Source organism: Microbacterium alkaliflavum (assembly GCF_044325405.1).
GTDB classification, from domain to species: domain Bacteria; phylum Actinomycetota; class Actinomycetes; order Actinomycetales; family Microbacteriaceae; genus Microbacterium; species Microbacterium alkaliflavum.
The window spans coordinates 125644-149571 of record NZ_JBIQWL010000004.1; the positions used below are offsets into that span (position 1 = coordinate 125644).

The 23928-nt window shown below is 70.2% G+C and carries 23 protein-coding genes; 19 read left to right on the top strand and 4 right to left on the bottom strand.

What is annotated here, in order from left to right:
• The first annotated feature begins 3 nt into the window (after nucleotides 1-3).
• The 15 genes from ACH3VR_RS12455 to ACH3VR_RS12525 all read left to right on the top strand — a co-directional run bounded on the left by ACH3VR_RS12455 (nucleotide 4) and on the right by ACH3VR_RS12525 (nucleotide 15985).
• Entirely contained in the window at nucleotides 4-1518 is a 1515-nt protein-coding gene (locus ACH3VR_RS12455; RefSeq protein WP_397556631.1) for a family 43 glycosylhydrolase, read from the top strand.
• Nucleotides 1515-4250 carry a hypothetical protein gene (locus tag ACH3VR_RS12460; RefSeq protein ID WP_397556632.1) on the top strand — a complete coding sequence of 912 codons (2736 nt, stop codon included), beginning with the start codon at nucleotides 1515-1517 and terminating at the stop codon, nucleotides 4248-4250. The genes ACH3VR_RS12455 and ACH3VR_RS12460 overlap by 4 nt, the downstream gene beginning before the upstream one ends.
• Nucleotides 4247-5137: an MBL fold metallo-hydrolase gene (locus tag ACH3VR_RS12465; RefSeq protein WP_397556633.1), complete on the top strand. Its 891-nt coding sequence runs from the start codon at nucleotides 4247-4249 to the stop codon at nucleotides 5135-5137. The genes ACH3VR_RS12460 and ACH3VR_RS12465 overlap by 4 nt, the downstream gene beginning before the upstream one ends.
• A 25-nt stretch (nucleotides 5138-5162) precedes the next feature.
• Entirely contained in the window at nucleotides 5163-5534 is a 372-nt protein-coding gene (locus ACH3VR_RS12470) for a nuclear transport factor 2 family protein (protein ID WP_397556634.1), read from the top strand.
• Nucleotides 5535-5545: 11 nt separating this feature from the next.
• Entirely contained in the window at nucleotides 5546-6340 is a 795-nt protein-coding gene (locus tag ACH3VR_RS12475) for a TIM barrel protein (protein WP_397556635.1), read from the top strand.
• Between the two features lie 29 nt (nucleotides 6341-6369).
• Entirely contained in the window at nucleotides 6370-7923 is a 1554-nt protein-coding gene (locus ACH3VR_RS12480; protein ID WP_397556636.1) for a GMC oxidoreductase, read from the top strand.
• A 141-nt stretch (nucleotides 7924-8064) separates the two neighbouring features.
• Entirely contained in the window at nucleotides 8065-8472 is a 408-nt protein-coding gene (locus ACH3VR_RS12485) for a C-glycoside deglycosidase beta subunit domain-containing protein (RefSeq protein ID WP_397556637.1), read from the top strand.
• Nucleotides 8469-9575, top strand: a complete 1107-nt coding sequence (locus ACH3VR_RS12490) for a sugar phosphate isomerase/epimerase family protein (protein ID WP_397556638.1) — start codon at nucleotides 8469-8471, stop codon at nucleotides 9573-9575. The genes ACH3VR_RS12485 and ACH3VR_RS12490 overlap by 4 nt, the downstream gene beginning before the upstream one ends.
• The gene (locus tag ACH3VR_RS12495; RefSeq protein ID WP_397556639.1) at nucleotides 9572-10609 is read left to right on the top strand and encodes a sugar phosphate isomerase/epimerase family protein; all 1038 of its coding nucleotides are present in this window, start codon (nucleotides 9572-9574) and stop codon (nucleotides 10607-10609) included. The genes ACH3VR_RS12490 and ACH3VR_RS12495 overlap by 4 nt, the downstream gene beginning before the upstream one ends.
• Complete coding sequence (locus tag ACH3VR_RS12500) at nucleotides 10602-11384, top strand: nuclear transport factor 2 family protein (protein WP_397556640.1); 783 nt, start codon at nucleotides 10602-10604, stop codon at nucleotides 11382-11384. Before ACH3VR_RS12495 ends, ACH3VR_RS12500 begins: the two co-directional genes overlap by 8 nt.
• Nucleotides 11385-11393: 9 nt before the next feature.
• The gene (locus tag ACH3VR_RS12505) at nucleotides 11394-11810 is read left to right on the top strand and encodes a C-glycoside deglycosidase beta subunit domain-containing protein (protein ID WP_397556641.1); all 417 of its coding nucleotides are present in this window, start codon (nucleotides 11394-11396) and stop codon (nucleotides 11808-11810) included.
• 56 nt (nucleotides 11811-11866) lie between these two features.
• Nucleotides 11867-13030: a Gfo/Idh/MocA family protein gene (locus ACH3VR_RS12510; protein WP_397556978.1), complete on the top strand. Its 1164-nt coding sequence runs from the start codon at nucleotides 11867-11869 to the stop codon at nucleotides 13028-13030.
• Nucleotides 13031-13032: 2 nt separating this feature from the next.
• Nucleotides 13033-14040 (top strand): sugar phosphate isomerase/epimerase family protein, encoded by a 1008-nt coding sequence (locus ACH3VR_RS12515; RefSeq protein WP_397556642.1) that lies wholly within the window; start codon nucleotides 13033-13035, stop codon nucleotides 14038-14040.
• A gap of 79 nt (nucleotides 14041-14119) precedes the next feature.
• Nucleotides 14120-14989 carry a ThuA domain-containing protein gene (locus tag ACH3VR_RS12520; protein WP_397556643.1) on the top strand — a complete coding sequence of 290 codons (870 nt, stop codon included), beginning with the start codon at nucleotides 14120-14122 and terminating at the stop codon, nucleotides 14987-14989.
• Nucleotides 14990-14992: 3 nt separating this feature from the next.
• Nucleotides 14993-15985 (top strand): Gfo/Idh/MocA family protein, encoded by a 993-nt coding sequence (locus ACH3VR_RS12525; RefSeq protein ID WP_397556644.1) that lies wholly within the window; start codon nucleotides 14993-14995, stop codon nucleotides 15983-15985.
• Between the two features lie 6 nt (nucleotides 15986-15991).
• On the opposite strand, the gene ACH3VR_RS12530 is transcribed toward ACH3VR_RS12525, so the two are convergent.
• From ACH3VR_RS12530 to ACH3VR_RS12545, 4 genes are all read right to left on the bottom strand, one after another.
• Nucleotides 15992-16303: a thioredoxin domain-containing protein gene (locus ACH3VR_RS12530; protein WP_397556645.1), complete on the bottom strand. Its 312-nt coding sequence runs from the start codon at nucleotides 16301-16303 to the stop codon at nucleotides 15992-15994.
• Complete coding sequence (locus ACH3VR_RS12535) at nucleotides 16296-16847, bottom strand: redoxin family protein (RefSeq protein WP_397556646.1); 552 nt, start codon at nucleotides 16845-16847, stop codon at nucleotides 16296-16298. The genes ACH3VR_RS12530 and ACH3VR_RS12535 overlap by 8 nt, the downstream gene beginning before the upstream one ends.
• 14 nt (nucleotides 16848-16861) lie before the next feature.
• On the bottom strand, nucleotides 16862-18268 hold the full coding sequence (locus ACH3VR_RS12540; RefSeq protein WP_397556647.1) for a TIM barrel protein: 1407 nt from the start codon (nucleotides 18266-18268) through the stop codon (nucleotides 16862-16864).
• A gap of 72 nt (nucleotides 18269-18340) precedes the next feature.
• Nucleotides 18341-19609 (bottom strand): ROK family protein, encoded by a 1269-nt coding sequence (locus ACH3VR_RS12545; RefSeq protein WP_397556648.1) that lies wholly within the window; start codon nucleotides 19607-19609, stop codon nucleotides 18341-18343.
• A gap of 107 nt (nucleotides 19610-19716) precedes the next feature.
• On the opposite strand from ACH3VR_RS12545, the gene ACH3VR_RS12550 reads away from it, so the two are divergent.
• The 4 genes from ACH3VR_RS12550 to ACH3VR_RS12565 all read left to right on the top strand — a co-directional run bounded on the left by ACH3VR_RS12550 (nucleotide 19717) and on the right by ACH3VR_RS12565 (nucleotide 23843).
• Nucleotides 19717-20754, top strand: a complete 1038-nt coding sequence (locus tag ACH3VR_RS12550) for a Gfo/Idh/MocA family oxidoreductase (protein WP_397556649.1) — start codon at nucleotides 19717-19719, stop codon at nucleotides 20752-20754.
• Complete coding sequence (locus ACH3VR_RS12555; protein WP_397556650.1) at nucleotides 20751-21497, top strand: hypothetical protein; 747 nt, start codon at nucleotides 20751-20753, stop codon at nucleotides 21495-21497. The genes ACH3VR_RS12550 and ACH3VR_RS12555 overlap by 4 nt, the downstream gene beginning before the upstream one ends.
• Before the next feature lie 110 nt (nucleotides 21498-21607).
• Nucleotides 21608-22624 (top strand): VOC family protein, encoded by a 1017-nt coding sequence (locus ACH3VR_RS12560; protein WP_397556651.1) that lies wholly within the window; start codon nucleotides 21608-21610, stop codon nucleotides 22622-22624.
• Between the two features lie 85 nt (nucleotides 22625-22709).
• On the top strand, nucleotides 22710-23843 hold the full coding sequence (locus tag ACH3VR_RS12565; protein WP_397556652.1) for an FAD-dependent monooxygenase: 1134 nt from the start codon (nucleotides 22710-22712) through the stop codon (nucleotides 23841-23843).
• Nucleotides 23844-23928: the final 85 nt, after the last annotated feature.

Consider the following 23928-nt stretch of genomic DNA (forward strand, 5'->3'; position numbering starts at 1 on the left):
CGGATGCGGCTGCGCAGCGGACGATTCCCGGCAGACCAGGGCGACGGGACGTACCGCAACCCCGTCCTGCCCGGAGACCGCCCCGACCCGAGCGTGCTGCGCGTCGGCGACGAGTACTACCTGACGTCCTCGTCGTTCGACGCGGCGCCCGGGCTGACGATCTGGCGATCGCCCGATCTCGTGAACTGGATGTTCGTGACGAATGCCCTCGCGCAGCCTCTGACGACGGTCTTCGCGCCCGACCTGATCGAGCACGAGGGTCGGTTCTACATCTACATCCCGTTCATCCCGAGCGCGTGGTCTGACGTCATGACCGAGCCGCAGATCTGGGTCATCACGGCCGACCGGCCCGAAGGGCCGTGGAGCGAGCCGGTCTTCACCGGGATCACCCGCGCGATCGACCCCGGCCACGTGGTGGGCGAGGACGGCGAGCGCTACCTGTTCGTCAACGGCATCCGCCGTGCCCGGCTCTCCGCGGACGGGCTGCGCGCCGTCACCGAGTTGGAGCCCGCGTACGATGGCTGGCGCTACCCCGACGAGTGGATCACCGAGTCGTATGCCCTCGAGGGTCCGAAGTTCTTCCGCCGCGGCGAGTGGTTCTACCTCGTGAGCGCCGTCGGCGGCACCGGCGGACCGGCGACGGGCCACATGGTGATCGTCGCCCGCTCGCGGTCGGTGCTCGGCCCGTGGGAGAACTCGCCGCACAACCCCGTCGCCCGCACGTGGTCGGCCGACGAGGCGTGGTGGTCGCGCGGTCACGCGACGATCCTCGAAGCCTCGGACGGCTCGTGGTGGATGGTGTCGCACGGCTACGAGCAGCGCTACCGGACGCTCGGCCGCCAGGCCCTGCTCGAGCCGATCGAGTGGACCGACGACGGCTGGCCGATCTCGCCCGCGACCGACCTCGGGGCTCCGCTGGCGAAGCCTCCCGGCGGCGTCGCGGAGCCGGTCGCCGTGCCCGCGCCCTCCGACGAATTCGCGGCCCCGGCCTGGGGCGAGCGCTGGGTCTTCGACAATCCGGCGGGGGACGAGGCATCCCGAGCCGCCTTCGGCGAAGACGGACTCGTGCTGCGCGCCAAGGGCACCGGCCCCGCCGACTCGTCCCCGCTGACGACCTGGGCGATGGACCGCGCCTATGAGATCGAGGTCGAACTCGAGGTCTCGGGCGGCGCGACGGGCGGTCTGCTGCTCTACTTCAACAGCCGGCTCTTCTGCGGCATGGGCTGGGACGGCGAGGGCATGGCGAGCTATGCGGGCGGCGTGCGCACGCACTGGCGAGAGCCCGCCCAGCCGGGCGCCGTGATCCAGCTCAAGCTCGCGAACGACCGCCACATCGTGACCGGCTACCACCGTCGCCCCGGCGAGGAATGGACGCGTCACGCCGTGCGCTACGACACCGAGGGCTATCACTCGGCGACCATGAACGACCTCAAGAGCCTGCGCCCGGCGCTGTTCTCCGCGGGCGACGGCGAGGTGCGCTTCCGCCGGTTCGCGTATCGCGCGCGGGAGGAGTCATGACCCTCGACCGTCTGCGCGACGCCGTCGCGGGCCAGGTTCCCAACGCGATCATGCCGCTCTTCTGGCAGAAGGGCGGCCCGGTCGATGTCGTGCGCGAGGAGATGGAGAAGATCGCGGATGCCGGCATCGGCGCCGTCATCCTCGAGGCGCGCCCGCACCCCGAGTTCCTCGAGGACGGCTGGTGGCGCGACGTCGACGCCGTGCTCGAGATCGCGCGCCGGCGCGGCATGAAGGTGTGGTTCTTCGACGACGACACCTTTCCGACGGGGCACGCGGGCGGAGCGGTTCAGGATGCCGCGCCCGAGCTCCGCCGGCACTTCCTGACCGAGCGGCACACCGACGTGGTGGGACCGGCCGTCGGCGCGTCGCTCATCGTCGAGCGACGCCAGTTCTGGGGGCCCGCGGCCTCCCTCGACCCCGGCACTCTCCTGCACGTCTTCGCCTACGAGCGGGCCGAGGACTCGCACGAGCTGATCGGCGAGCCCGTCGACCTGACCGGGCGCATCGTCGACGGCATCCTCCGCTGGGACATCCCCGACGGGTGCTGGCGCGTCTTCTTCCTCACCGCCACGGCCGACGGCGGCAGCGCGCGGCACGCGAACCACATCGACTACCTCAACGCCGACTCCACCCAGCTGCTCATCGACAACGTCTACGAGCGCATCCACGCCCGGTACGCCGCCGAATTCGGCGGCACGATCGCGGGGTTCTTCAGCGACGAGCCGGGCCTGTACAACGACCCCGACACGTTCGACTTCGGCTCGCAGCTCGGCAAGCCGGTGCCGCTGCCGTGGAACCACGGCATCCTGCCCCTCCTCTCGCAGGCGCTGGGAACGGATGCCGCGCCCCTGCTTCCGCTGCTGTGGACTCCGGCCGCCGACGGTCGGGAGCGTGCGGTGCGGTACGCGTTCATGGACGCCGTCTCGCGGCTCTACTCCGAGAACTTCGGCCGCCGGCTCGGCGACTGGTGCCGCGCGCACGACGTCGAGTACATCGGGCACGTCATCGAGGACAACGGCGCGCACGCCCACCTCGGGCCGGGCGCCGGACACTACTTCCGCGCGATGGCGGGCCAGGACATGGCGGGCATCGACATCATCGGCGGCCAGGTCATCCCCGGCTTCTCCCGCGGCCCGTTCGCCAACATGCCCGGGCACGCCGACGGCGAGTTCTTCCACTTCGGCCTCGCGAAGCTCGCGTCGTCGGCCGCGCACCTCGACCCGCTCAAGCACGGGCGCTCGATGTGCGAGACGATCGGCGCGTATGGCTGGTACGCAGGGCTCCGCCTGTTCACCTGGCTCACCAACCACCTGCTCGTGAGGGGCGTCACGCACATCGTGCCGCACGCGTTCTCGCCTGCGCCGTTCCCCGACCTCGACTGCCCGCCGCACTTCTACGCCCGCGGCGAGAACCCGCAGTACCGGCACCACCATCTGCTGAGCGCGTACACGAACCGGCTCAGCCACCTGCTGCAGGGTGGAGCCCACATCGCGCCGTTCGCCGTGCTGTACCACGCGGATGCCGAGTGGCTCGGTGCCGCCATGCCTTCCGAACGGCCGGTGCGACTGCTCGCGGAGGCGCAGTTCGACGCCGACATCGTTCCCGCTGATGCGCTGCGCGCGGCATCCGTCTCGGGACTGTCCCTCGTGCTCGTTCAGGAGACCTACGACGCGCTCATCGTGCCGGGCTCCGCGTTCCTTCCTTCGCACGTCGCGGAGGAACTGCTCCGGCTCGACGACCTGGGCGTGCCGGTCGTCTTCGTGGATGCCGTGCCCGAGGTCGTCGGCGGCGAGCCCGACGCGCTGCGCGCGAGGTTCCGCGCCCTGCCCCAGACCGAGCTCGTCGAGGCCGCGTCAGGCCTGACCGACCGCGCCGTGCGGGTGTCGGTCGAGGCACCGTCGCTGCGCGTGCTGCGCATCGACCACGGTGCCGCCGACGTCGTGATGCTCGTGAACGAGTCCGTGCGCGATCGCGTCGCGGGCGTCGTCACAGTCCCGCGCGCGGGTGGGGCGGTGGCGTTGGACGCGTTCACCGGGAGGCTGACCGCGGTGGTGTCCGCCCCTGTCGCCCCCGCGGAATCTCCTGTTCTCGCCTACGCAGGACGATCGTGGCCGGATGCTCCGGCCCACGCCGAAGCTCCGGTTCTGGCGGCGGCCAGTGTTGCGGGCACGGGCGAAGGCGCCGCGACGCAGGTCGACATCGACCTCGCACCGGGCGAAGCGCTCGTCCTCCTCGTCGGCGATCCCGCCGCGTGGGACGGGATTCCGATCGTGCCGGCCGCCGCGGTGGGGGAGCCGCGGCGGCTGGCGCCCCTCTCCTGGACCGTCGCGACCGCGACGGCGACGGAGTACCCCGACTTCACGGCGTGGCGCGACCTCGACGAGCTCGTGCCGCTCGACCGGCCCGACCTGCTGCCGCGGTTCAGCGGCACGGCGCGGTACGCGGCATCCTTCACCGGCCTCGCCGGAGTGGCCGCCCGCCTCGACCTCGGCTCCGTGCATGAGATCGCGCGCGTCCGGGTCAACGGCGTCGACCTCGGAACCCGCATCGCGCCGCCCTACGTCTTCGATGTGCCTGCCGGGGTGCTGACGGGCGACGCCACGCTCGAGGTCGAGGTCACGAACACGCTCGTCAAGGCGCAGCCCGACTTCTTCTCGGCCTTCGCGCAGCAGGACCCTGCGGGACTCCTCGGACCCGTCACCCTCGCGCCGGTCGTCGAGGTGACGTCATGAGCGCGCGATGGATCACGCTCGGCACGTGCGGCGGGCCGTTCCAGCGCCCCGAGGCGTTCCAGATCTCCAACGCGCTCGTCGTCGGCGATGACGTCTACCTCTTCGACGCCGGCAACGGAGTCCTGCGCCGACTGACCGAGGCAGGCATCGACCTGGGTCGCATCAAGGGCGTGTTCGTGACGCATCACCACCCCGATCACATCGCCGACCTCGGGCTCATCCTGCTCACGCACTGGCTGAAGCCCGGCGCGGATCGCATCGTGATCGGCGGCCCGCGGGGCACGGCCCATCTCGTCGACGGACTCGCGGCCGCCTACCGCTTCACCGAGCAGACCGAGGCGCCCGAGAAGCCCGGCATCGCGGATCGCGTGACGGTGCGCGAGTCGACGGATGCCGCGGCCCTCGTCGAGCTGTACCGCGACGACGCGATCCTTCTCGAGGCGATCGAGGTCGCGCACTTCCGCTCGCCCGACGGGTCGGCCGCAGCCGAGCAGCCGCACGCCATCGGCCTGCGCATCACGACTGCCGACCGCGTCATCGCGTACACGGGCGACACCGGTGCGACGGCGGCGCTCGAAGACCTCGCGCGCGATGCCGACCTGTTCGTCTCCGAAGTCGTCGACGTGCCGCACATCGTCGACGATCTGCGCCTGCGATTCGCGAGCGCTCCCGCCGTCGTCGAGCGCGTCGAGTTCAACATGCGCCACAACCATCTCGCGCCCAAGGAGATCGGCCGCGTCGCGGCCGCCGCCGGAGTGAGGAGCGTGCTGCTCACGCACTTCGTTCCGGTCCAGCCCGGCGACGGCACCCAGAAGCTCGTGCGTTCGACGAGAGCCGCGGCAGGCGGCATCCCCGTCGCCGCGGCCCACGATCTGGGCGAGTACTGACATGCTCGCACACCAGGAGGACACCATGACCGACAACCGCGCCGCCTTCGAGCGGTTCTGCGACCTCTTCTACACGCAGAAGCGGGTGGCGGATGCCTTCGCCTTGCTCGTCTCGGACGACTACACGCAGCACAACCCCACCATCGTCGACGGCCCCGACGCCGCGATCGAGATGCTCACCCCGAAGTTCGACGGCTCGCCCGACGCGACCTTCGAGATCCAGCGCATCCTCGTCGACGGCGACCTAGCGATGGTGCACGTCAAGGCTTCCCGACCCGGCGCTGCGGACGCCGCCGTCGCGGACATCTACCGATTCGAGGACGGCCGGATCGTCGAGCACTGGGACGTGCTGCAACAGGTCCCCGTGCATGCCGTCCACGACCACCCCATGTTCTGAAGGAGCACACCGTGTACCAGCTCGCACCCAACATCGAACTCCTCTTCACCGAGGCCGGCGACTACCACGACCGCGTCCGGGCTGCCGCCGCGGCCGGCTTCACGGCCGTCGAGATGTGGGGGCCGACGGGAGTCGACGCCCCCGCCACGCCCAAGGACCTCCCGGCGCTCAAGGCTGCGCTCGAGGAGACCGGCACGCAGCTCACGGCGCAGCTCGCCGAGCCCCGCACCCAGTTCATGATCCCGCCGTGGGACCACTCGGAGTTCTACCGCAAGCTCGACGAGGGCGTCGCGATCGCCCAGGACCTCGGCTGCCCGCGCATCGTCGTCGGCAGCGGCACGGGCTTCGGCGGCTGGAAGCGCCAGGTGCAGCTCGACAAGCTCATCGAGATCTACCAGAAGGCCATCGCGCAGATCGACGGCTCGGGCATCACGCTGGCGCTCGAGCCGGTCAACGTGCGCGTCGACCACCCCGGCTCGCTCCTGGACCGCACGAGCGAGGCGGTCTACATCGCGCGCGGCGTCGACTCACCCTTCTTCGGCATCCTGTACGACCTGTACCACTCGACGGTCGAGAGCGAGAACCCCGCCGTCGAGCTCGAGAATGCCGGCGACCTCGTCGCCTACGTGCAGATCGCCGACGCCCCGGGCCGCGGCGAGCCCGGCACCGGCTCGATCGACTGGCCCGCGGCGCTCGCGACCCTGCGGGGCGCCGGCTACGACGGGCCGATCGGACTCGAGTACTACCCCACGACCGAGTCCGCGGCATCCGTCGCCTACATCCGCGAACTCGCGGTGAACGCATGACTCGCCTTGAGCGAGCGGAGCGAGTCGAAGTGGTCAGGTACCCCGAGTCCGTCGACGTCGTGATCGTCGGGAGCGGTCCGACGGGCGCCGCCTACGCGCGCATCCTCAGCGAACAGGCCCCCGAGGCGACGATCGCGATGTTCGAGGTCGGGCCGACGGTGTCGGACCCGCCCGGATCGCATGTGAAGAACATTCCGGATGCCGCGCAGCGCGCCGCCGCCCAGCTCGCGTCGCAGGGGCCGGGCGCGTCGGCCGAGACGGTGAGCGGCCCGGGCGCCGTGCGCGCCGGCGGCCGCATGGCGCGCCCCGGAACGTACTTGCTCGACGACGGCTTCCGGTTCGAGGGCGAGGACGGCCTGCCCGTCGCGGCCTTCTCGAGCAACGTCGGCGGCATGGGCGCCCACTGGACGGCGGCGTGCCCACGGCCGGGCGGGAGCGAGCGCATCGGCTTCCTTCCCGATCTCGACGAGCTCCTCGCCGAGGGGGATCGGCTGCTCGGCGTGACCACCGACGCGTTCGACGGTGCGCCCTTCACGGCGCTCGTGCGCGAGCGGCTCGCCGCGGCGGTCGACGACCACCGTGAGCCCGCCGCGCGTGTGCAGCGCATGCCGCTCGCGGTGCACCGGCGCGAGGACGGGGCCCTCGTGTGGTCGTCGTCCGACATCGTGCTCGGTGACGTGTCGCGCGCCAACGCGAACTTCGCGATCCACGACGAGTCGCTCGTGACGCGCGTGCTGCTTTCGGACGGCCGCGCCGCAGGGGTGGAGGTGCGCGACCGGCGCACGGGTGAGCTGCACACCGTGCGGGCTCGGTTCGTGGTCGTCGCAGCGGACGCTCTTCGCACTCCGCAGGTGCTCTTCGCCTCCGGCATCCGTCCCGCGGCGCTCGGCCGCATGCTCAACGACCAGTCGCAGGTCGTGTACGCGACCCGAATCCGGGATGCCGCACCCGCCGCTGCGTCGGCGACGGAAGGCGTCGCCGACGAGCACGCCGTGGTCGGCGGGGCGCTCAGCGAGCAGAGCGGCGTCAGCTGGGTTCCCTTCACCGATGCGGAGCCCTTCCACGGCCAGATCATGCAGCTCGACGCGTCACCGATCCCGCTCGCCGACGACGACCCCGTCGTGCCGGGCTCGATCGTGGGCCTCGGCCTCTTCACGGCGAAGGACCTGCAGTGGGACGACCGCGTCGAGTTCTCGGACGACGAGCAGGACTGGTACGGGATGCCCGCGATGCGCATCCACTACCGGCTGACGGATGCGGACCACGACGTGCTCGACCGTGCCCGCGCGCAGATCGTCGAGCTCGCGAAGGCGGTCGGCGAGCCGATCGGCGATGCGCCGTTCACCATGCCGCTCGGCGCATCGTTGCACTACCAGGGCACGACGCGAATGGGCGAGACCGACGACGGCGCGAGCGTGTGCGGCCCCGACAGCGAGGTGTGGGGCGCGCCCGGTGTCTTCGTGGCGGGCAACAACGTGATTCCGACGGCGACGGCGTGCAACCCGACCCTCACGTCCGTCGCCCTCGCGGTGCGCGGGGCCCGTCGCATCGCGGCCGACCTCGCCCTCGGCCCCTCGCGCTGACGCTGAGACTCCACCGGACTGCCGAGAGCGCGGGTGGCACCCACGTTCTCGGCATTCAGGTGGAGGCTCACGGGAAATGCTTGCTTATGTCGGAAATCGACATTAGAGTGTAGGAACAAGAAGTAAGTCAAGGAGGACTCAGTGATCCCCGATCGCATCATCGAGCAGGGAACGCTCACGATCGATGGCGCCCGCGCTGCCGTCGAGGTGCGCCTGCCCTGGTACCGCGCGCTTCCCGCGTCGTGCATCGCCGGTGCGACGCTCAGCGTCGACGGCGTCGAGGCCCCGGCCGAATCGCTCCGGTGGGAGATGAACGGCCGCACGTTCACCTTCGCCGAACTCGTGCCGAACACCGAGGAGTGGTGGTTCCCCACCGACTCCGCCGTGCTGTCCGGCGACCTGGCGGTCGCCGAAGACGGCGCCGACCACAAGGTCGAGGTGAGCCTCGTCCTGTACATCCCCTACATCGTCATCGGCGCCGACGAGGTGCTCCACATCGAGGAGCGCGACGCGAAGACGATGACGGCCCGGAAGGCGGTCAACGCATGACAAACCTAGGCTCGCCCATCCAGGGCGTCACGCTCTACAGCTTCACGCGCGCCTTCCACGGTCGCGAGTACGACCTCGAAGGGCTCATCCGCAAGGTGGCCGCCGAGGGATACGGTCCCGGCCTCGAGATCATCGGCTTCTCGAGCTTCCGCGGCTTCCCCGAGATCGACGACCGGTTCGCCGGCTGGTTCCGCGACCTGATCGCCGAGACCGGGCTCGTCACGACCTCGCTCGCCGTGAACGCCGACATCGGCATCCACCGCGATCGGCTCCTGACGCAGGACGAGCTGCTCGAGTACATGCGCCGCCAGATCGCGGCCGCAGCGAAGCTCGGCTTCCCGATCGCGCGCGTGCAGATCTCGATCACGCCCGACTCGATGGAGGCCCTCGCGCCGATCGCCGAGGAGTACGGCGTGACGCTCGCACTCGAGGTGCACGCGGACCAGTACGCGTCGCACCCGCGCATCCTCGCGCTCCGCGACCGCTACGAGAAGGTCGGCTCGCCGTTCCTCGGCTTCACGATGGACTGGGGCGCGACCGTCTCGGGCTTCGCTCCGTCGCTCATCGAGGCGTACCGCCGGCGCGGTGCATCCGAGGAGCTGCTGGCCGCCGTCACGGGCCTCTGGGACGAGTTCTACCAGCAGGGGCCGCCCGCCGATCAGGCCGATCACGGTCAGCGGTTCGGCCGCTTCATCGGCCTCGCGGCGCAGCACGGCAGGCCCGACCTCGGCATCGACTTCGGCATCAACGGCACGGGCCTGTTCGGTCCCGCGCGTGTCGACGACTGGCTCGAGATCTTCCCGTGGATCAAGCACGTGCACGGCAAGTTCTTCGGCATCGACGAGCAGCACGAGGAGCCCTCGGTCCCGGTGCGCGACCTCGTGAAGCTGCTCGTCGAGAACGGCTACAACGGAGCGATCTCGAGCGAGTACGAGGGCTGGCACTGGAACCACTGGCAGAGCCCCTTCGAGATCATCCGCGACGAGCAGGCCGTGCAGCGCTCGGCTGCCGAGACGGCCGGCTCGCGCATGACGACGGATGCCGCGGCCGCGCGCACGCAGCTCGCGGCATGGCTGCCCAGCACGACCGGAGCGAACGCATGACCGCCGAGGGCATCGCCGGCACCGGCATCAAGCTGGGGACGACCCTGTATTCGATGACGAGCGAGTTCGCGGCGGGCCTTTACACGCCCGAGACGCTCATCGCCGCCGTCGCCGAGAACGGCATCGGCCCGGGCGTCGAGTTCAACATCGCGCAGCTGCTGCGCACGTACCCCGACGTCGACGCCGAGTTCGTGAAGCTGTGGTTCGACTCGCTCGAGAAGTACGGCCTCGAAGCGAGCGCGGTCGGGACGAACCTCGACATGGGTCGGCGCAAGGACCGCGACATGACGCCCGACGAGGAGCACGACTTCTTCGCGCGGCAGCTGAAGACGGCGCACACGCTGGGGTTCAAGAAGGTCGTGATCCGTTCCGCCGGGAAGGAGCTGCTGCGCCGTCTGCTGCCGCTCGCGGAGCAGTACGACCAGTACCTCGGCTACGAGATCCACGCGCCGCAGGGGCCGAACGACCCCAAGGTCGTCGAGATCCGCGAGGTGTACGCCCAGCTCGAGAGCGAGCGGCTGGGTTTCACGGCCGACTTCTCCTCGACGATGCACAGCCTCTCGCCGACGCTGCTCGCGCAGCTGAACAAGATGGGCATGGACGAGAAGCACTTCTCGGTCATGGACGAGATCTGGCACGAGCCGGCGCCCATGCACGTGCGCAACCAGAAGTTCGAGGACTACCTCTCCGGCGAGGGCGTGGACCCGCTCACGTTCGGGCCGTTCACGCGACTGGCGTTCAACATGCACGGGCTCGTGCCGCCGGAGGAGTGGCTCGACATCATGCCGCAGATCTTCCACGTGCACGCGAAGTTCTACGACATCGACGAGAACGGCGACGAGCCGGCCATGGACATCCCGCGCATCGTGCGCCAGTTCGTGGAGGGCGGCTACGAGGGCTATCTCTCGAGCGAGTGGGAGGGCCACGCCTTCCAGGACCTCGGCGAAGCCGATCCCATCGACCTCGTGAAGAAGCAGCACGCGCTCATGAAGCGCGCGATCGAGGAGACGGTCAAGGAGGACGCGAATGTCTGACACCGTCACCGACATCTCCGTCGCCGAGCTGGTCGCCGAGATCGCTCAGCTGCGCGAGCAGGTCGCCGCTGCGACGGCCCTCGCCCAGCGGGCCGAGGACCGTGGCCAGGTCGAGAACCTCTTCAACCGCTACATGCACCTGCACAACGCGTTCCAGGACGAGCAGATCATCCCGCTCTGGGTGAAGGAGGGCACTGAGGGCATCCGCGCCCGCTACACGAACGCGGGTCAGTACACGACGTGGGAGAGCGTGACGCGCTACCACCGCGATCGCCCCACCCCGGTCGGCAAGCTCATCCTGCACGCGACGACGACCCCGGTCATCGAGGTCGCCGCCGACGGCAAGACCGCCAAGGGCGTCTGGCTCATGGCCGGCACCGAGTCGGGGCTCACCGACCGGGAGGTCGCCAAGGCGTTCCCCGACATGTACTCGCCGGAGGAGGTGCTCGGCAAGAAGGTCTGGGCCCACTGGGTGTGGTGCAAGTACGCCATCGACTTCCTCAAGCAGGACGGCGAGTGGAAGTTCTGGAAGTTCCGCTGCTACGAGCTGGCCCGGGCGCCGTTCGAGGAGAACTGGGTGAGCTTCGGCCTGAAGAACCAGGGCGCGTTCGACCTCGACCTCATGTACTTCGGCGACGACGGCAAGCCCGTCTTCATGCCTCCGGCCGACGAGCCCGTGCCGAGCGAGAACCACCCCTACAGCCCCGAGACCGTGCAGAAGCTCGAGCCCGTGCCGCCCGTGCCGCACGAGACCTTCACCGACACCTTCGCGTAAGGAAGCGCCATGGCCACCCACAACTCCCTGTTCTCCGAGAAGGACGTCCGTCGCACAGGCGGAGGCGTCGCCGTCTCGGTGCAGCTGCCCTGGTACCGCAGCCTCTGGCTGTCTGCCGTCGACGGCGTCGACGCTTCGGTCAACGGCGTCGCGATCCCCCGCGAGCGTCTGCGCTTCGAGCTCGGCGGACGGTCCTACGCCATCGACGAGCTTCCGGAGCAGTCCGAGACGCTCTGGTTCGTCGCCGACCGCCCGGACGTCGTGATCGACCTCGGACGCGACGTCGAGCCGGGCGAGAAACTCTCGATCGAAGTCGTGCTCACGATGCGACTCCTCTACATGCAGATCATGCCCGGGACGGATGGCGGGCCCGGCCGGTACGTTACGAACCGGGTACCCGTCGAACGAGAGGTAGTGCTGACATGACCGCTATGCCGGTTGGTGAGCCTGTCGAACCACAGGGCAGGCCACTTCGTGTCGCGATGATCGGCTACGGATTCATGGGCGCTGCCCACTCCGTCGGCTGGCGGCAGGCGCCGCACGTCTTCGCGCTGCCCGACCAGGCCGAGATGGCCGTGGTCGTGGGTCGCAATGCCGACGCCGTCGCGCAGGCGGCCGCGCAGTGGGGCTGGCAGGAGTCGGCGACCGACTGGCGCGAGGTGATCGCGCGTGATGACATCGACATCGTCGACATCGTCACACCGGGCGACTCCCACGCCGAGATCGCGATCGCCGCGCTCGAGGCGGGCAAGCACGTGCTGTGCGAGAAGCCGCTCGCGAACACGACGGCGCAGGCCGAGGCGATGAGGGATGCCGCGGCCCGCGCCGCCGAGCGCGGCATCCGGTCGATGGTGGGCTTCACGTATCGCCGCGTTCCGGCGGTCACGTTCCTGCGCGACCTCATCGCCGAGGGCGTCGTGGGCACGGTGCAGCAGGTGCGCGCGGCGTACCGGCAGGACTGGCTCGTCGACCCCGGGATGCCGCTCGCGTGGCGCCTGCAGAAGGAGCACGCCGGGTCGGGCGCGCTCGGCGACATCGGCGCGCACATCATCGACATGACGCAGTTCGTCACCGGCCAGGAGGTCACGGCGGTGTCCGGCACGGTCGAGACGATCGTGAAGCAGCGCCCCCTCCTGGGCTCGGGCTCGGGCCTGTCGGGCACCGCCGCCGAGGGCTACGGCGAGGTCACGGTCGACGACCTGGCACTGTTCACGGGCCGCCTCGAGGGCGGCGCCCTGGTGTCGTTCGAGGCGACCCGGTTCGCGACGGGCCGCAAGAACGCGCTCACCCTCGAGGTCTCCGGCGACAAGGGCGCGCTCGCGTTCGACCTGGAAGACCTCAACAGCCTCCAGTTCTACGACCGCACCGCACCCGAGGGCCGCCAGGGCTTCACCAAGATCCTCGTGACCGAGGCGTCGCACCCGTACGTCGCGGCGTGGTGGCCCGCGGGCCACATGCTCGGCTACGAGCACGGCTTCGTTCACCAGGTCGTCGACTTGGTCACGGCGATCGCCGAGGGCACCGACCCGCACCCGTCCTTCGAGGAGGGGCTCTCGGTGCAGCGCGTGCTCGCCGCTGTCGAGGGCAGTGCGGCCCACGACTCCGCCTGGGTCAATGTCAACACCGACGTCGCTGTGAAGGGATAGCAATGCCTCGTCCGATCACCCTGTTCACGGGTCAGTGGGCCGATCTGCCGTTCGAGGAGGTGGCGCGCCTCGCGGGCGAGTGGGGCTACGACGGCCTCGAGATCGCGTGCTGGGGCGACCACATCGATGTGTCCCGCTGGGATGACGCCGAGTACGTCCAGTCGCGGAAGGACATCCTCGAGCGCAACGGCCTGAAGGTGTGGACGATCTCCAACCACCTCGCGGGGCAGGCGGTGTGCGACGACCCGATCGACGAGCGGCACCGCGACATCCTCAACGACCGGGTGTGGGGCGACGGCGACCCCGAGGGTGTGCGGCAGCGTGCCGCGGAGGAGCTGAAGGACACCGCCCGGTTCGCCGCGAAGCTGGGCGTTGCGACGGTGACCGGGTTCACCGGCTCGTCGATCTGGAAGGCGGTGGCGATGTTCCCGCCGGCCTCGGACGAGTGGATCGCCGCGGGGTACCAGGACTTCGCCGACCGGTTCCACCCGATCCTGGACGTGTTCGAGGAGGTGGGTGTGCGGTTCGCGCTCGAGGTGCACCCGTCCGAGATCGCCTACGACTACTGGACCGCGAAGGCGACGCTGGAGGCGATCGGGCACCGGAAGAGCTTCGGGATCAACTTCGACCCGAGCCATTTCATGTGGCAGCAGCTGGACCCGGTGGCGTTCGTGCTCGACTTCGCCGAGAGCATCTTCCACGTGCACGTGAAGGAGTCGATCACCAACCTGGACGGCCGCAACGGCGTGCTCGGCTCGCACCTGCCGTGGGCCAACCCGCGCCGCGGGTGGACGTTCGTGTCGACCGCGCACGGTCAGGTGCCGTGGGAGCCGCTGTTCCGCGCGCTGAACGCGATCGGGTACGACGGCCCGACGAGCGTGGAGTGGGAGGACGCGGGTATGGACCGCCTGCAGGGCGCCCCCGAGGCCATCGCGTTCGTCCGAAAGCTCAACGCCATCACCCCGCCCGCCGCGGCCTTCGACGCCGCCTTCTCCACCAAGACCGAATAGCCTCACCCGTTCGACCGGCACCGACGCCTCGGTGCCGCCGTTCTGCGTGCCCGCGCACGCCCCGAAACAAGGAGACCGCATGCCCGACGTGCTGAACGTGCTCATCCTGTCGGGTCACATGACCCGCGAGCACGACAACGAGTTCCGCAGCTTCCGCCAGCACAACCAGTGGCTCACGACCCTGCTGGAAGACACCGGGCGCTTCCGCGTGCGCGTCGTGGAGGACCCGCGCGGGCTCGGCGCCGAGATCATCGACAAGTACGACGTCGTGATCGTCGTGTTCGAGGGGCGTGACGGCTACCACGAGAAGGCCGTCGGCTTCGGCGCCGAGACGGATGCCGCGCTCTTGAGGTTCGTCCACGACGACGGCAAGGGCATCGTGTGGTTCCACGGCTCCGCCGCGCAGGAGGACGACTGGGGCTACCCCGACGAGTACAACGTCATGCGCGGCTCGCGCCTGACGGTCGCGGGTGGGCTGCGGCCGCGTCCGTGGGGCGAGGCCCAGCTCGACACCGTCGAGCCGCGGCACGCGATCACCGACGGCATCAGCCCGCGCTGGACCGTGACGGGCGACGACATCCTCGTCGGCGTCGAGATCTCAGACGGCGCACAGGTGCTGCTCACGACCTTCGACGATCTCGAGGCGTACGAGAGGGCGCCGATCTGGCCCATGTCGCACTACCCCGTCGCGATCCCCGAGGTGGGCATCGCCGGGCTCCCCGGGATGAACACCGACCAGCCCATCGCGTGGATCAACGAGTACGGCAAGGGCCGATCGTTCACCATCACGATCGGCCACGACATCGACACGTTCCGGCGTATCGAGTTCATCCGCATGTTCCCGCGCGGCGTCGAATGGGCCGCGACCGGAGACATCACGCTCGAGGGTCCGGATCGCCGGGGTGAACGGCGGTTCCTCCCGTGGCCGTACTACAACAAGGAGGGCTGAGCGATGTCATCGGAGCTGCGGATCGGCATCCTGGGTGCCGGCGGCATCGCGGAGCGCGCGATGGTGGAGCCGTCGCGCGACGTCGACGGCGCGCGCGTCGTCGCCATCGGCGCCCGCGACCCGGAACGCGCACAGGCGTTCGCCGAGCGCCTGGATCTGCCGAAGCACGGTGACTACGAGGCGATCCTGACCGACCCCGACATCGACCTCGTGTATCTCGCGCTCCCGCCGATCGTGCACGCCGAGTGGGGTGTGCGCGCGCTGCGGGCGGGCAAGCATGTGCTGTGCGAGAAGCCGCTGTCGGTGAACGGGACCACCGCCGCGGCGATCGCCGCGGCGGCTGCCGCGACGGGCAGGCGCGCCTTCGTCGGCTTCCACTACCGGCTGCACAGCTTCACGCGGCGTCTGCTCGAGGTCATCTCGTCAGGGGTGCTCGGCGACATCGATCGCGTGGACTTCGACTTCAGCATCCCTCACTTCGTCGTGAAGCCCGGCAACATCCGCCTTGACGGAGACCTGGGCGGCGGTGCCGTCATGGACGTCGGATGCTATGCGGTCGACCTCATCCGCGCTGCGTGGGGCGAGCCGGTGGTCGAGTCCGCGACGGCGGTGCTGTACGACGCTGACCCGCGGATCGACCTGCAGACCGACGCCGTGCTGCGGCTGCCGTCAGGTGTGCCGGTAAACCTCCGCGCGTCGTTCATCGGCGACGACCAGGGCGCCATGTCGCTGCGGATCGCCGGATCGGCGGCCCATCTCGAGGCGACGAGCGTCATCGTGCCGCAGTGGGGAGCGACGCTGCGGGTCACCGCGGGCGACGAGGTCCTCATCGACGAGAAGGCCGCCGACGGCGAGAACAGCTACGCCCGCCAGTTGGAGCACCTCGTCGCGGTGCTGGGCGACGGCTCGCCCAGCATCCTCGACGCCGCCCGTGGCGTGGGCACGATGCGCACTGTCGACGACATCTACCGTGCCGCGGGGATGCTCCCACGCTGAGCGGGCTCAGCCGCGCAAGGCAGCCACGAAATCGGCGGGGTCGGGAAGCGGCGAAGGACGGCCGTCGCGGCGGCGGTAGAGCCGGCACGTCAGGCCGGGCGCCGCACCGGGCTCGGGGAACAGGTCGACGCCGTCGCGGAGGAACGTCGGCGATCCGATGAAGCCGCGCGCCGTGGCATCCTCATCCGTCTCGATGTACTCGAGCTCGAGTGCGGGTGCCGGGATGCCGGCTTCGGCGCACACCTCGGCCACCCAGTCGTCGACGATGAGAGTGGACGGGCATCCCGACCACCCCCACACGATGAGGCTGTCAGACATACGGGTTGGGCTGGTCGTCGACGGTCCACTTGATCTTGCAGCCGGCGGCGCGCGTGCCGCTCAGCCGGGCCGGCCGTCCCGCGAGCACGTCGTCGAGCACGTCGCGCAGGTGCTGCGCGTTCTGCGCCGGGTCGTCGTGATCGGCGTCGGGCGCCCCCTTGTAGACGATGCGGCCCTCGGGGTCGAGCACGAACACGTCGGGCGTCACGCGCGCACCCCACTGCTTCGAGAGCGACTGCTCGGCATCCTGCAGGAAGTCCGACGCGAAGTCGCCCTCCTGCACCCTGCGCTCCATCTCGGCGAACGAGTCGGCCGGATACTTCACCTCGTCGTTGGCGTTGACCTGCACGAACACGACGCCGCGACCCGCGTAGTCGTGCACGACCTGCTGCAGCCGCTCGTGCCAGGCCAGCGCGTAGGGGCAGTGGTTGCACGTCCAGATCACGACGGTCGCGGGCGCGCCGGCCGTCTCGACGGTCACGTCGCCGCCGCCGGCGCGGGGCAGCGTGAACGGCTCGCTGAGGTCTCCCAGGGTGTACGGCATGGGTCTCCTTCGTTTCAGACGGTAACGCGCTGCGCGAGCGCGGTGCGGGCGAGGTTCAGGTGGGCGAGCGTCATCGCGGTGGGGTCGTTCTCGAGCCACTCGTGGCCGCCCCACTCGCTCGTGAGGCTCCCCGAGAAGCCCGTGCGGCGAAGCGCCGCCCCGATGTCGGCGATGGGCTGCGACACGCGACCGCCCGTGTCGTCGAGGTCCCAGAACTTGAGATGCACTCCGCCCGTCACCGCGAGGAGCGGCTCCAGATCGTCCACCGAGGAGCGTCCGAACCGGATGAGCAGGTTCATGAAGAGCGTGTGCACGGCGGGCGGCACGGTGCCGCCGCGCAGTGCTGCGATGACGGCGGCGTGCGTCTCGGGGGAGCGCCAGTCGTGCTCGAGCCGTTCGAGCAGCGCGGCGTCGACGCCCCCGCGCCGAAGCTCGTCGAGATAGCTCGGCGGCAGCGATGGCATGAGCATGCTGATGTCGATGAGCACGCGGACGTGCGGATCGTCGAGCTCCTCGAGCAGCGCGAGGTTCTCGGCGACGGCGGGCACATCGAGGGTCTGCTGACCCTGGATCTCCTCGTAGAGCACGACGTCGAGGTCGTCGAGCAGAGGCTGCAGCCGGCGCAGCAGCTCAGGGCCGGCCTGGCCGAACGGCACGCGCACGCCGCGGGCGCCGACGCGAGCCGCGGCCCGCAGCTGCGGCTGGAGGAAGGCGACGCGCTCCTCGGTCGTGCGGCGGCGCGCGGGCAGCTCCCAGTCGTCGAGGCTTCCGCCGACGACCGTGACGGCACCACCGGCGGCGGCCAGCCGCGAGCGGAACGCGTCCACCTCGTCATCCGCGAGGGTGGGGAAGGAGCGCCAGAGCTGACCCGGCTCGATCTCGATCGAGGAGACCCCGTCCGCGACGATGCCGACGACGATGTCGTCCGCCGCCCGCTCGGCCCGGATGATGTCGGGCGTCCAGTTGAAGGCGCTCGCGCCGAGATCCCAGCCATCCCCTGACATGACCGGAATCGGATCGTTCTCGCGAGTTCGGACCGTGGCGGCTGTGGAATCCGAATCCGGCGGAATCGCCCGAGAAGGGGAGGCATCGAGCGTGAGGGCGGCATCGGCCCGGAACGGCAGCGTCAGCGGCGCGTCGGGCCCCGCCTGCAGGTACGGCACGACGAGCCGGAACGAGACCGAGACATCGTGCACGCCGGGGCGGAGCATCCCCTCGCCCAGAACCTCGAGGCGGTCCTGCAGGAACCACCAGCCGCTGTCGCGCGCGGGGCGCACCGGCGCAGGCTCGCCGTCGATCGCGACCGAGACGTCGACGAGGCTCGCGACCGGCAGAGACCGGATCCACGGCAGGCTCAGCGCGAGCGAGAATCCTGACTCCGTCGAACGGAGGGCGTCATCGAGCAATACGGGCAGCGCCATCGCGACCTGCTTCCTTGTGATCCGGACTTCAGATCACAAGATACACACTTATGTAGCTTTTCGTAAGAAGTATCAGGATGCCTCGATCAGCGCACGCTCCACGGTGGGGCGCCCGTCGGCGAACCACCGCGGGAAGGTCACTTCGAACAGCTGCTCGCGCACCATCTCGATGCCGCCGCGCAGCGGCTCGCGGATGTCGTTGACCGACTGCGCGATCTTCAGGTCGCGGGTCGCGAGCGGAAGCGAGAGCTCGTAGACGCGCTGGCGCACCTCGGCGAGGAGCAGTTCGCCCGCTCCGGCCATCGCACCCCCGATCACGATGACCGAGGGGTTGAACATGTTGACGAGCGCCGCGATCGACTCGCCGACGATCCGCGCAGACCGCTGGACGAGCCGGATGGCGAGCGCGTCGCCGTTCTCGGAGGCGACAGCGATGCGTTCGGGGGTGAGCTCCTTCCCCTCGGCGATGGCGTCGGCGAGCGACCCGGTCGCGCCGGCGGCGATCTCCGCCTCGGCATCGCGGATCAGCGCCCAGCCGCCGGCGACGGCTTCGAGGCATCCCACCTTGCCGCAGCGGCACGGCAGCTCGGAGTCGCGCACCCGCACGTGCCCGATGTCGCCCGCGGCGCCGTTCGCGCCCCGATGGATGCGGCCGTTCGAGAGCAGTCCGGCTCCGATGCCGGAGCCCATCTTGCAGTAGATGAGATCGAGGTGGTCTTCGCCGCGGCGGGCGCGTTCGCCGAAGGTGAGCAGGTTCACGTCGTTGTCGACCCAGACCGGCGCCGCGTACCGACGCTCGAACGGGCGGCGCACGTCGAACCCGTTCCAGCCCGGCATGATGGGGGGCGCGACGGGGCGCCCCGACTCGAAGTCGACGGGTCCCGGGACGCCGACGCCGATGCCCCAGACGGGGTGGTCCGGTGTACGGGCGAGCACGTCGTCGATCATCGACAGCGCCTTGTCGAGGGTCTCGGCGGGACCGCGCGAGATGTCCCACGCCGTGTGCTCCTGGTCGATCACGTCGCCGTCGAGCAGTGCGACCCCGACGTGGATGTGCAGAGCCCCGAGGGCGCACACGACGATGCGTCCCGCGTCGCCGCGGAACCGCAGCGTGCGCGGCGCGCGACCGCCCGAGGAAGGTCCGAACTCGCCGTCGGCGAGGTAGCCCATCTCGATCGCGTGGTCGATGCGCTGCGTCACGACGCCGCGGCCGAGGCCGGTCACGCGTCCGATCTCGGGACGCGTCATCGCCTCTCCCGTGCGGACCATGTTGACGATGCGCAGCAGGCTCGTCATCTCGTCGGTCTGTGCGCCGAAGCGCAGTGTGGACTCCCTGGCCATGGTCGATTCTTGCACAACTCGGTGCACAGATCGCCCTCTTTGCACCACCTATCGTTTCTCGAGTGCCTACTTAGGTTATATTTCCACATAAGAGAAGGGGGGATGCCATGACCCGAGGAGTCGGCATCGTGGGGGCGGGACCGGGCGTGGCCGCCCTGCATCTGCCCACCCTGGCGCGGCTGCCCGAGCACTTCCGCGTCGTGCACGTCTCCGATGCGGGCAGCGGCCGCGCCGCCGAGCTCGCGGCGCGCTCGGGGGCGGCGTCGTCGTCCGGCATCGACGCGCTCCTGGCCGACCCCGCCGTCGAGGTGGTCGCGCTGTGCGGGCCGCCGGCGACCCACGCGGCGCACATGCATGCCGCCGTCGCGGCCGGCGTCGGTGCGATCTTCTGCGAGAAGCCGCTTGCCACGACGGTCGAGGAGGCCGAAGAGGTCGTCGAGCTCTGCCGCGCGCACGGTGTCGCGCTGCTCGTCGGCACGAATCACCACTTCGACCCCGCGTGGGGGAGGGCGACGCACCACGTGATCGCGCACGGCGCGGTCGTGCGGGCGGCGACCGTGACCCTCGCCCTTCCGCCCAACGGCCGCTATCACGACGTCGTGACGCAGCTCGCAGAGGCTGCCACGATGCCGGGACGGGCCAGACCCGACCTCGCCGATCCCGAGGTCGCGGCGTCCGTCGTCCGTCAGCTGGTCGTGGGGCTCGCGGTGCACGACCTGCCGATCCTGCGCGACCTCGCGCCCGACTTCGAACGTGCAGTGTTCGCGCGGCCCGTCGCGCCGATCGGCTACGCGGTCGGCTACGTGGCCAGTGGCATCCCGATCCACCTCACGACGGTCATGCTGCCCGACGGCGCCGACGCGCTCTGGCGCATCGAGATCGCGACCGACGACGCCCGGCTCGACGTGGCCTTCCCGCCCGCCTTCGTGCACGCCGGGAGCGCGATGGTCACGGTCCGTCGCGGCGACGGCCGAACCACGACGTATCCGCTCGTCGCGGAGGACGGCTACCTCGCCGAGTGGCGCGCCTTCGCGGCGCTGCTCGACGGGCGCGCCGTCGTCGAGTACGACGAGGTGCTCGCCGACGCCCGTTACGGCCTCGCGCTCGCCGATGCCGCCGCCGAGCTCGTGAAGGACGCGTCATGACCATCCCCGTCTTCGCGTCATCGCCCGCCTACCGCGTCGCCGTCGCCGAGCTGCCCCTCGCGACGCGCACCGCAGACCGTGCCGCCGGAGCCGTCGTCGTCCTCGAGGGCCGTGCCGGATGGTGGGATGCCGCGACCGCCGCCATCGAGGACGGGGCGGTCGCGATCGTCGCGACCGAACCCGTCGCGCCGCCCGTCGAGGTGCTCGAAGCCCTCCGGAGGGTCCCCGTCATCGTGGATCGCGCTCGGCTGAGGGAAGACGTCGTCGCCGACGTGCGGCGTGCGGCGGTGGTTCCGCGCGTGCTGTCGGCCCTGTCGCAGGCGCCCGCATGCACGCACGCCCTGCGCGATGCGGTCGGATGGCTGCGGGTGCTCGCGGGCGGCCCGCTGCGCGTCGGGGGGTCGCGACGGCCAGGCGATCCGGCGCTCCTCGAGCCGGCGGACGGCGACGGCCCGCTCGCGGCGCTGACGAGCGTCGAGGGTCCCGGGATGCCCGATCTGATGCGGGTCACGGCGGTCGCCGAGAGGCGCGTCGAGGTGGAGGCGAGCCGTACGCGGATCGTCGTCTCGCTCGCCGACGGCGCCGGCGTGCTGATCCAGCCGTCGCGGTTCGAGAGCGCGTCGCGGCTGGCTCTGCGCCGCGCCATCGCCGCGCTCGACGACGGCGGCGAGCCCGCCGATCTGGCCGATCTCATCCACGACGCGACCCTCGCGCGTGCCCTGGCGGCGAGTCGAGGCGCATAAACATCGACTATCCGCGGGATAGGCGATGTGCCGTTCCCTGATATGCCCGACTCCAGCGAAAGTAGGTGCGGGGACACTCCCGCCGACTTCCTCCACCGAAGGGATCGAAGATGATCAAGCTGCTCTCCCACCTCTCCTACGTGGCGATCACGTCGCCCGACGTCGAGGGGTCCGTGAAGTTCTACGAGGAGCAGGTCGGCCTGACGGTCGTCGATCGGGTCGACGGCGCCGTGTACCTGCGCTGCTGGGGCGACTACTACGCGTACAGCGTCGTCGTCGTGCCCGGCGACGAGCCGTCGCTGGACACCGCGGCCTGGCGCACGTCGAGCCCCGAGGCACTCGAAGAGGCCGCGAAGCGCGTCGAGGCCGCCGGCATCCAGGGCGAGTGGGTCGACGTGCACAAGATCGGCCGCGCGTACCGCTTCACGGGCCCGTGGGGCCACACGCTGACCCTGCACTGGGACGTGACGCGTCACGACGCCCCCGGCCACACGGCGTCGATCTACCCCGACCGTCCGGAGAAGCGGTCGAAGATCGCCGGCGCTCCGCGTCAGCTCGACCACGTCACGATCGCCACGAGCGACGTCGACGCGTTCGCCGCCTGGTACAACGAGGTCCTCGGATTCCGCATCATGGCCAAGACGCTCCTCGACGAGGCGCCCATCTCGGTCTTCTCGGTCCTCACGACCAACGAGAAGTCCCACGACCTCGGCGTCGTCCTCGACGGCTCGACCCGCGCCGGTCGCATCAATCACTACGCCTTCTGGGTCGACACCCGCGAGGAGCTGCTCATCGCGGCCGACGTTCTCATGGAGAACGGCATCCCGATCGAGTACGGCCCCTCGATCCACGGCATCGGCGAGCAGAACTTCCTCTACTACCGCGAGCCCTCGACGCTGCGCATCGAGCTGAACACCGGCGGCTACCGCAACTACGTTCCGGACTGGGAGCCGAACACGTGGAAGCCGTCGCTCGGGTCGAACAACTTCTACCGCAACGGGGCGATGCCGATGTCGATGACGGAGTCGTTCCCGCCCGCCGACGGACCGTCGGCGACGGAGGAGGGCGTTCCCGACGAGATCAAGGCCGCCTTGCTCAACCCCTACGCGAAGCACGGCCAGGGCTGATAGACCGAAGGCGGGGCCCTGTGCGAGCGCCTCGCCTTCGCACCGCGTTCCCCGACACCCGAACCCAGAACGGAGAGGTTCTGACATGACCGCAGTGAGCAAGGTCGCGATCGCCGGAAGCGGCGTCGCGGGACTGGCCGCCGCCATCCAGCTCGCGAAGGCCGGCGTCGCCGTCGACGTGTTCGAGGCCAAGCCCGAGCTCAGCGCCCTCGGCTCGGGCATCTCGCTGCAGGGCAACGCCCTGCGCGTGTTCGACGCCCTCGGCGCGTGGGACGACATCCGCGCCGCCGGCTACCCGTTCGAGGGGCTCAACCTGCGCGCGCCCGGACCGGGCGCCCCCGTCGTCGCCGAGCTCCCCGACGTCAAGACCGGCGGACCCGACTACCCCGCCGCGATGGGAATGCCGCGTCCCGAGCTCGCCCGCATCCTGCTCGCGCACGCGCAGAGTGCCGGGGCGAACGTGCGCTTCGGCACGAAGCTGACGGCGCTCGTCGACAGCGGCGACACCGTCGAGGTGTTCATCGATGGGAAGTCCGAAGGCGTCTACGACCTCCTCATCGGCGCCGACGGGCTCAACTCGACGGTGCGCGAGCTGATCGGCATCGAGACCAGGCCCGAGCCGACCGGCATGGGCATCTGGCGCTCGTTCGTGTCACGTCCGGTGGAGGTCGTGCGCAGCGAGCTCTACTACGGCGGCCCCGTCTACATCGCCGGCTACACCCCGACGGGCGACGACACGATGTACGCGTTCCTCGTGGAGAAGGCGCAGGACCGCGTCGGCATCTCCGACGAGGAGGCCACGCGCATCATGCTCGAGGAGTCGCGCGCCTATGACGGGCCGTGGAACGCGATCCGTGCCGACCTCGAGGGGGGAGCGCACGCCAACTACACGTGGTTCACGAAGCACCTCGTGGAGGCGCCGTGGAACCGGGGCCGCGTCGTGATCATCGGCGACGCCGCGCACAGCTGCCCTCCCACGATCGCGCAGGGCGCAGCACAGGGCCTCGAGGACGCCCTCGTGCTCACCGAGCTGCTGGTCGAGTTCGAGTCGCTCGACAAGGATCTCTGGGACATCTTCCACGCGCGCCGCATCCCCCGCGCCAAGGCCGTCGTCGAGGCGTCCGTCCAGCTCGGGCAGTGGCAGATCGACGGTGATCGGGATGCCGACGCCGGAGGCCTCATCTTCGGCATCGCCCAGCAGATGGCGCACAAGCCGTGAGGCTCGCACGCTGGAGCGCGGGGAGCAAGCTTGCCGAGGTGGCGGTCCCCGAGCCTGTCGAGGTGGCGGTCCCCGAGCCTGTCGA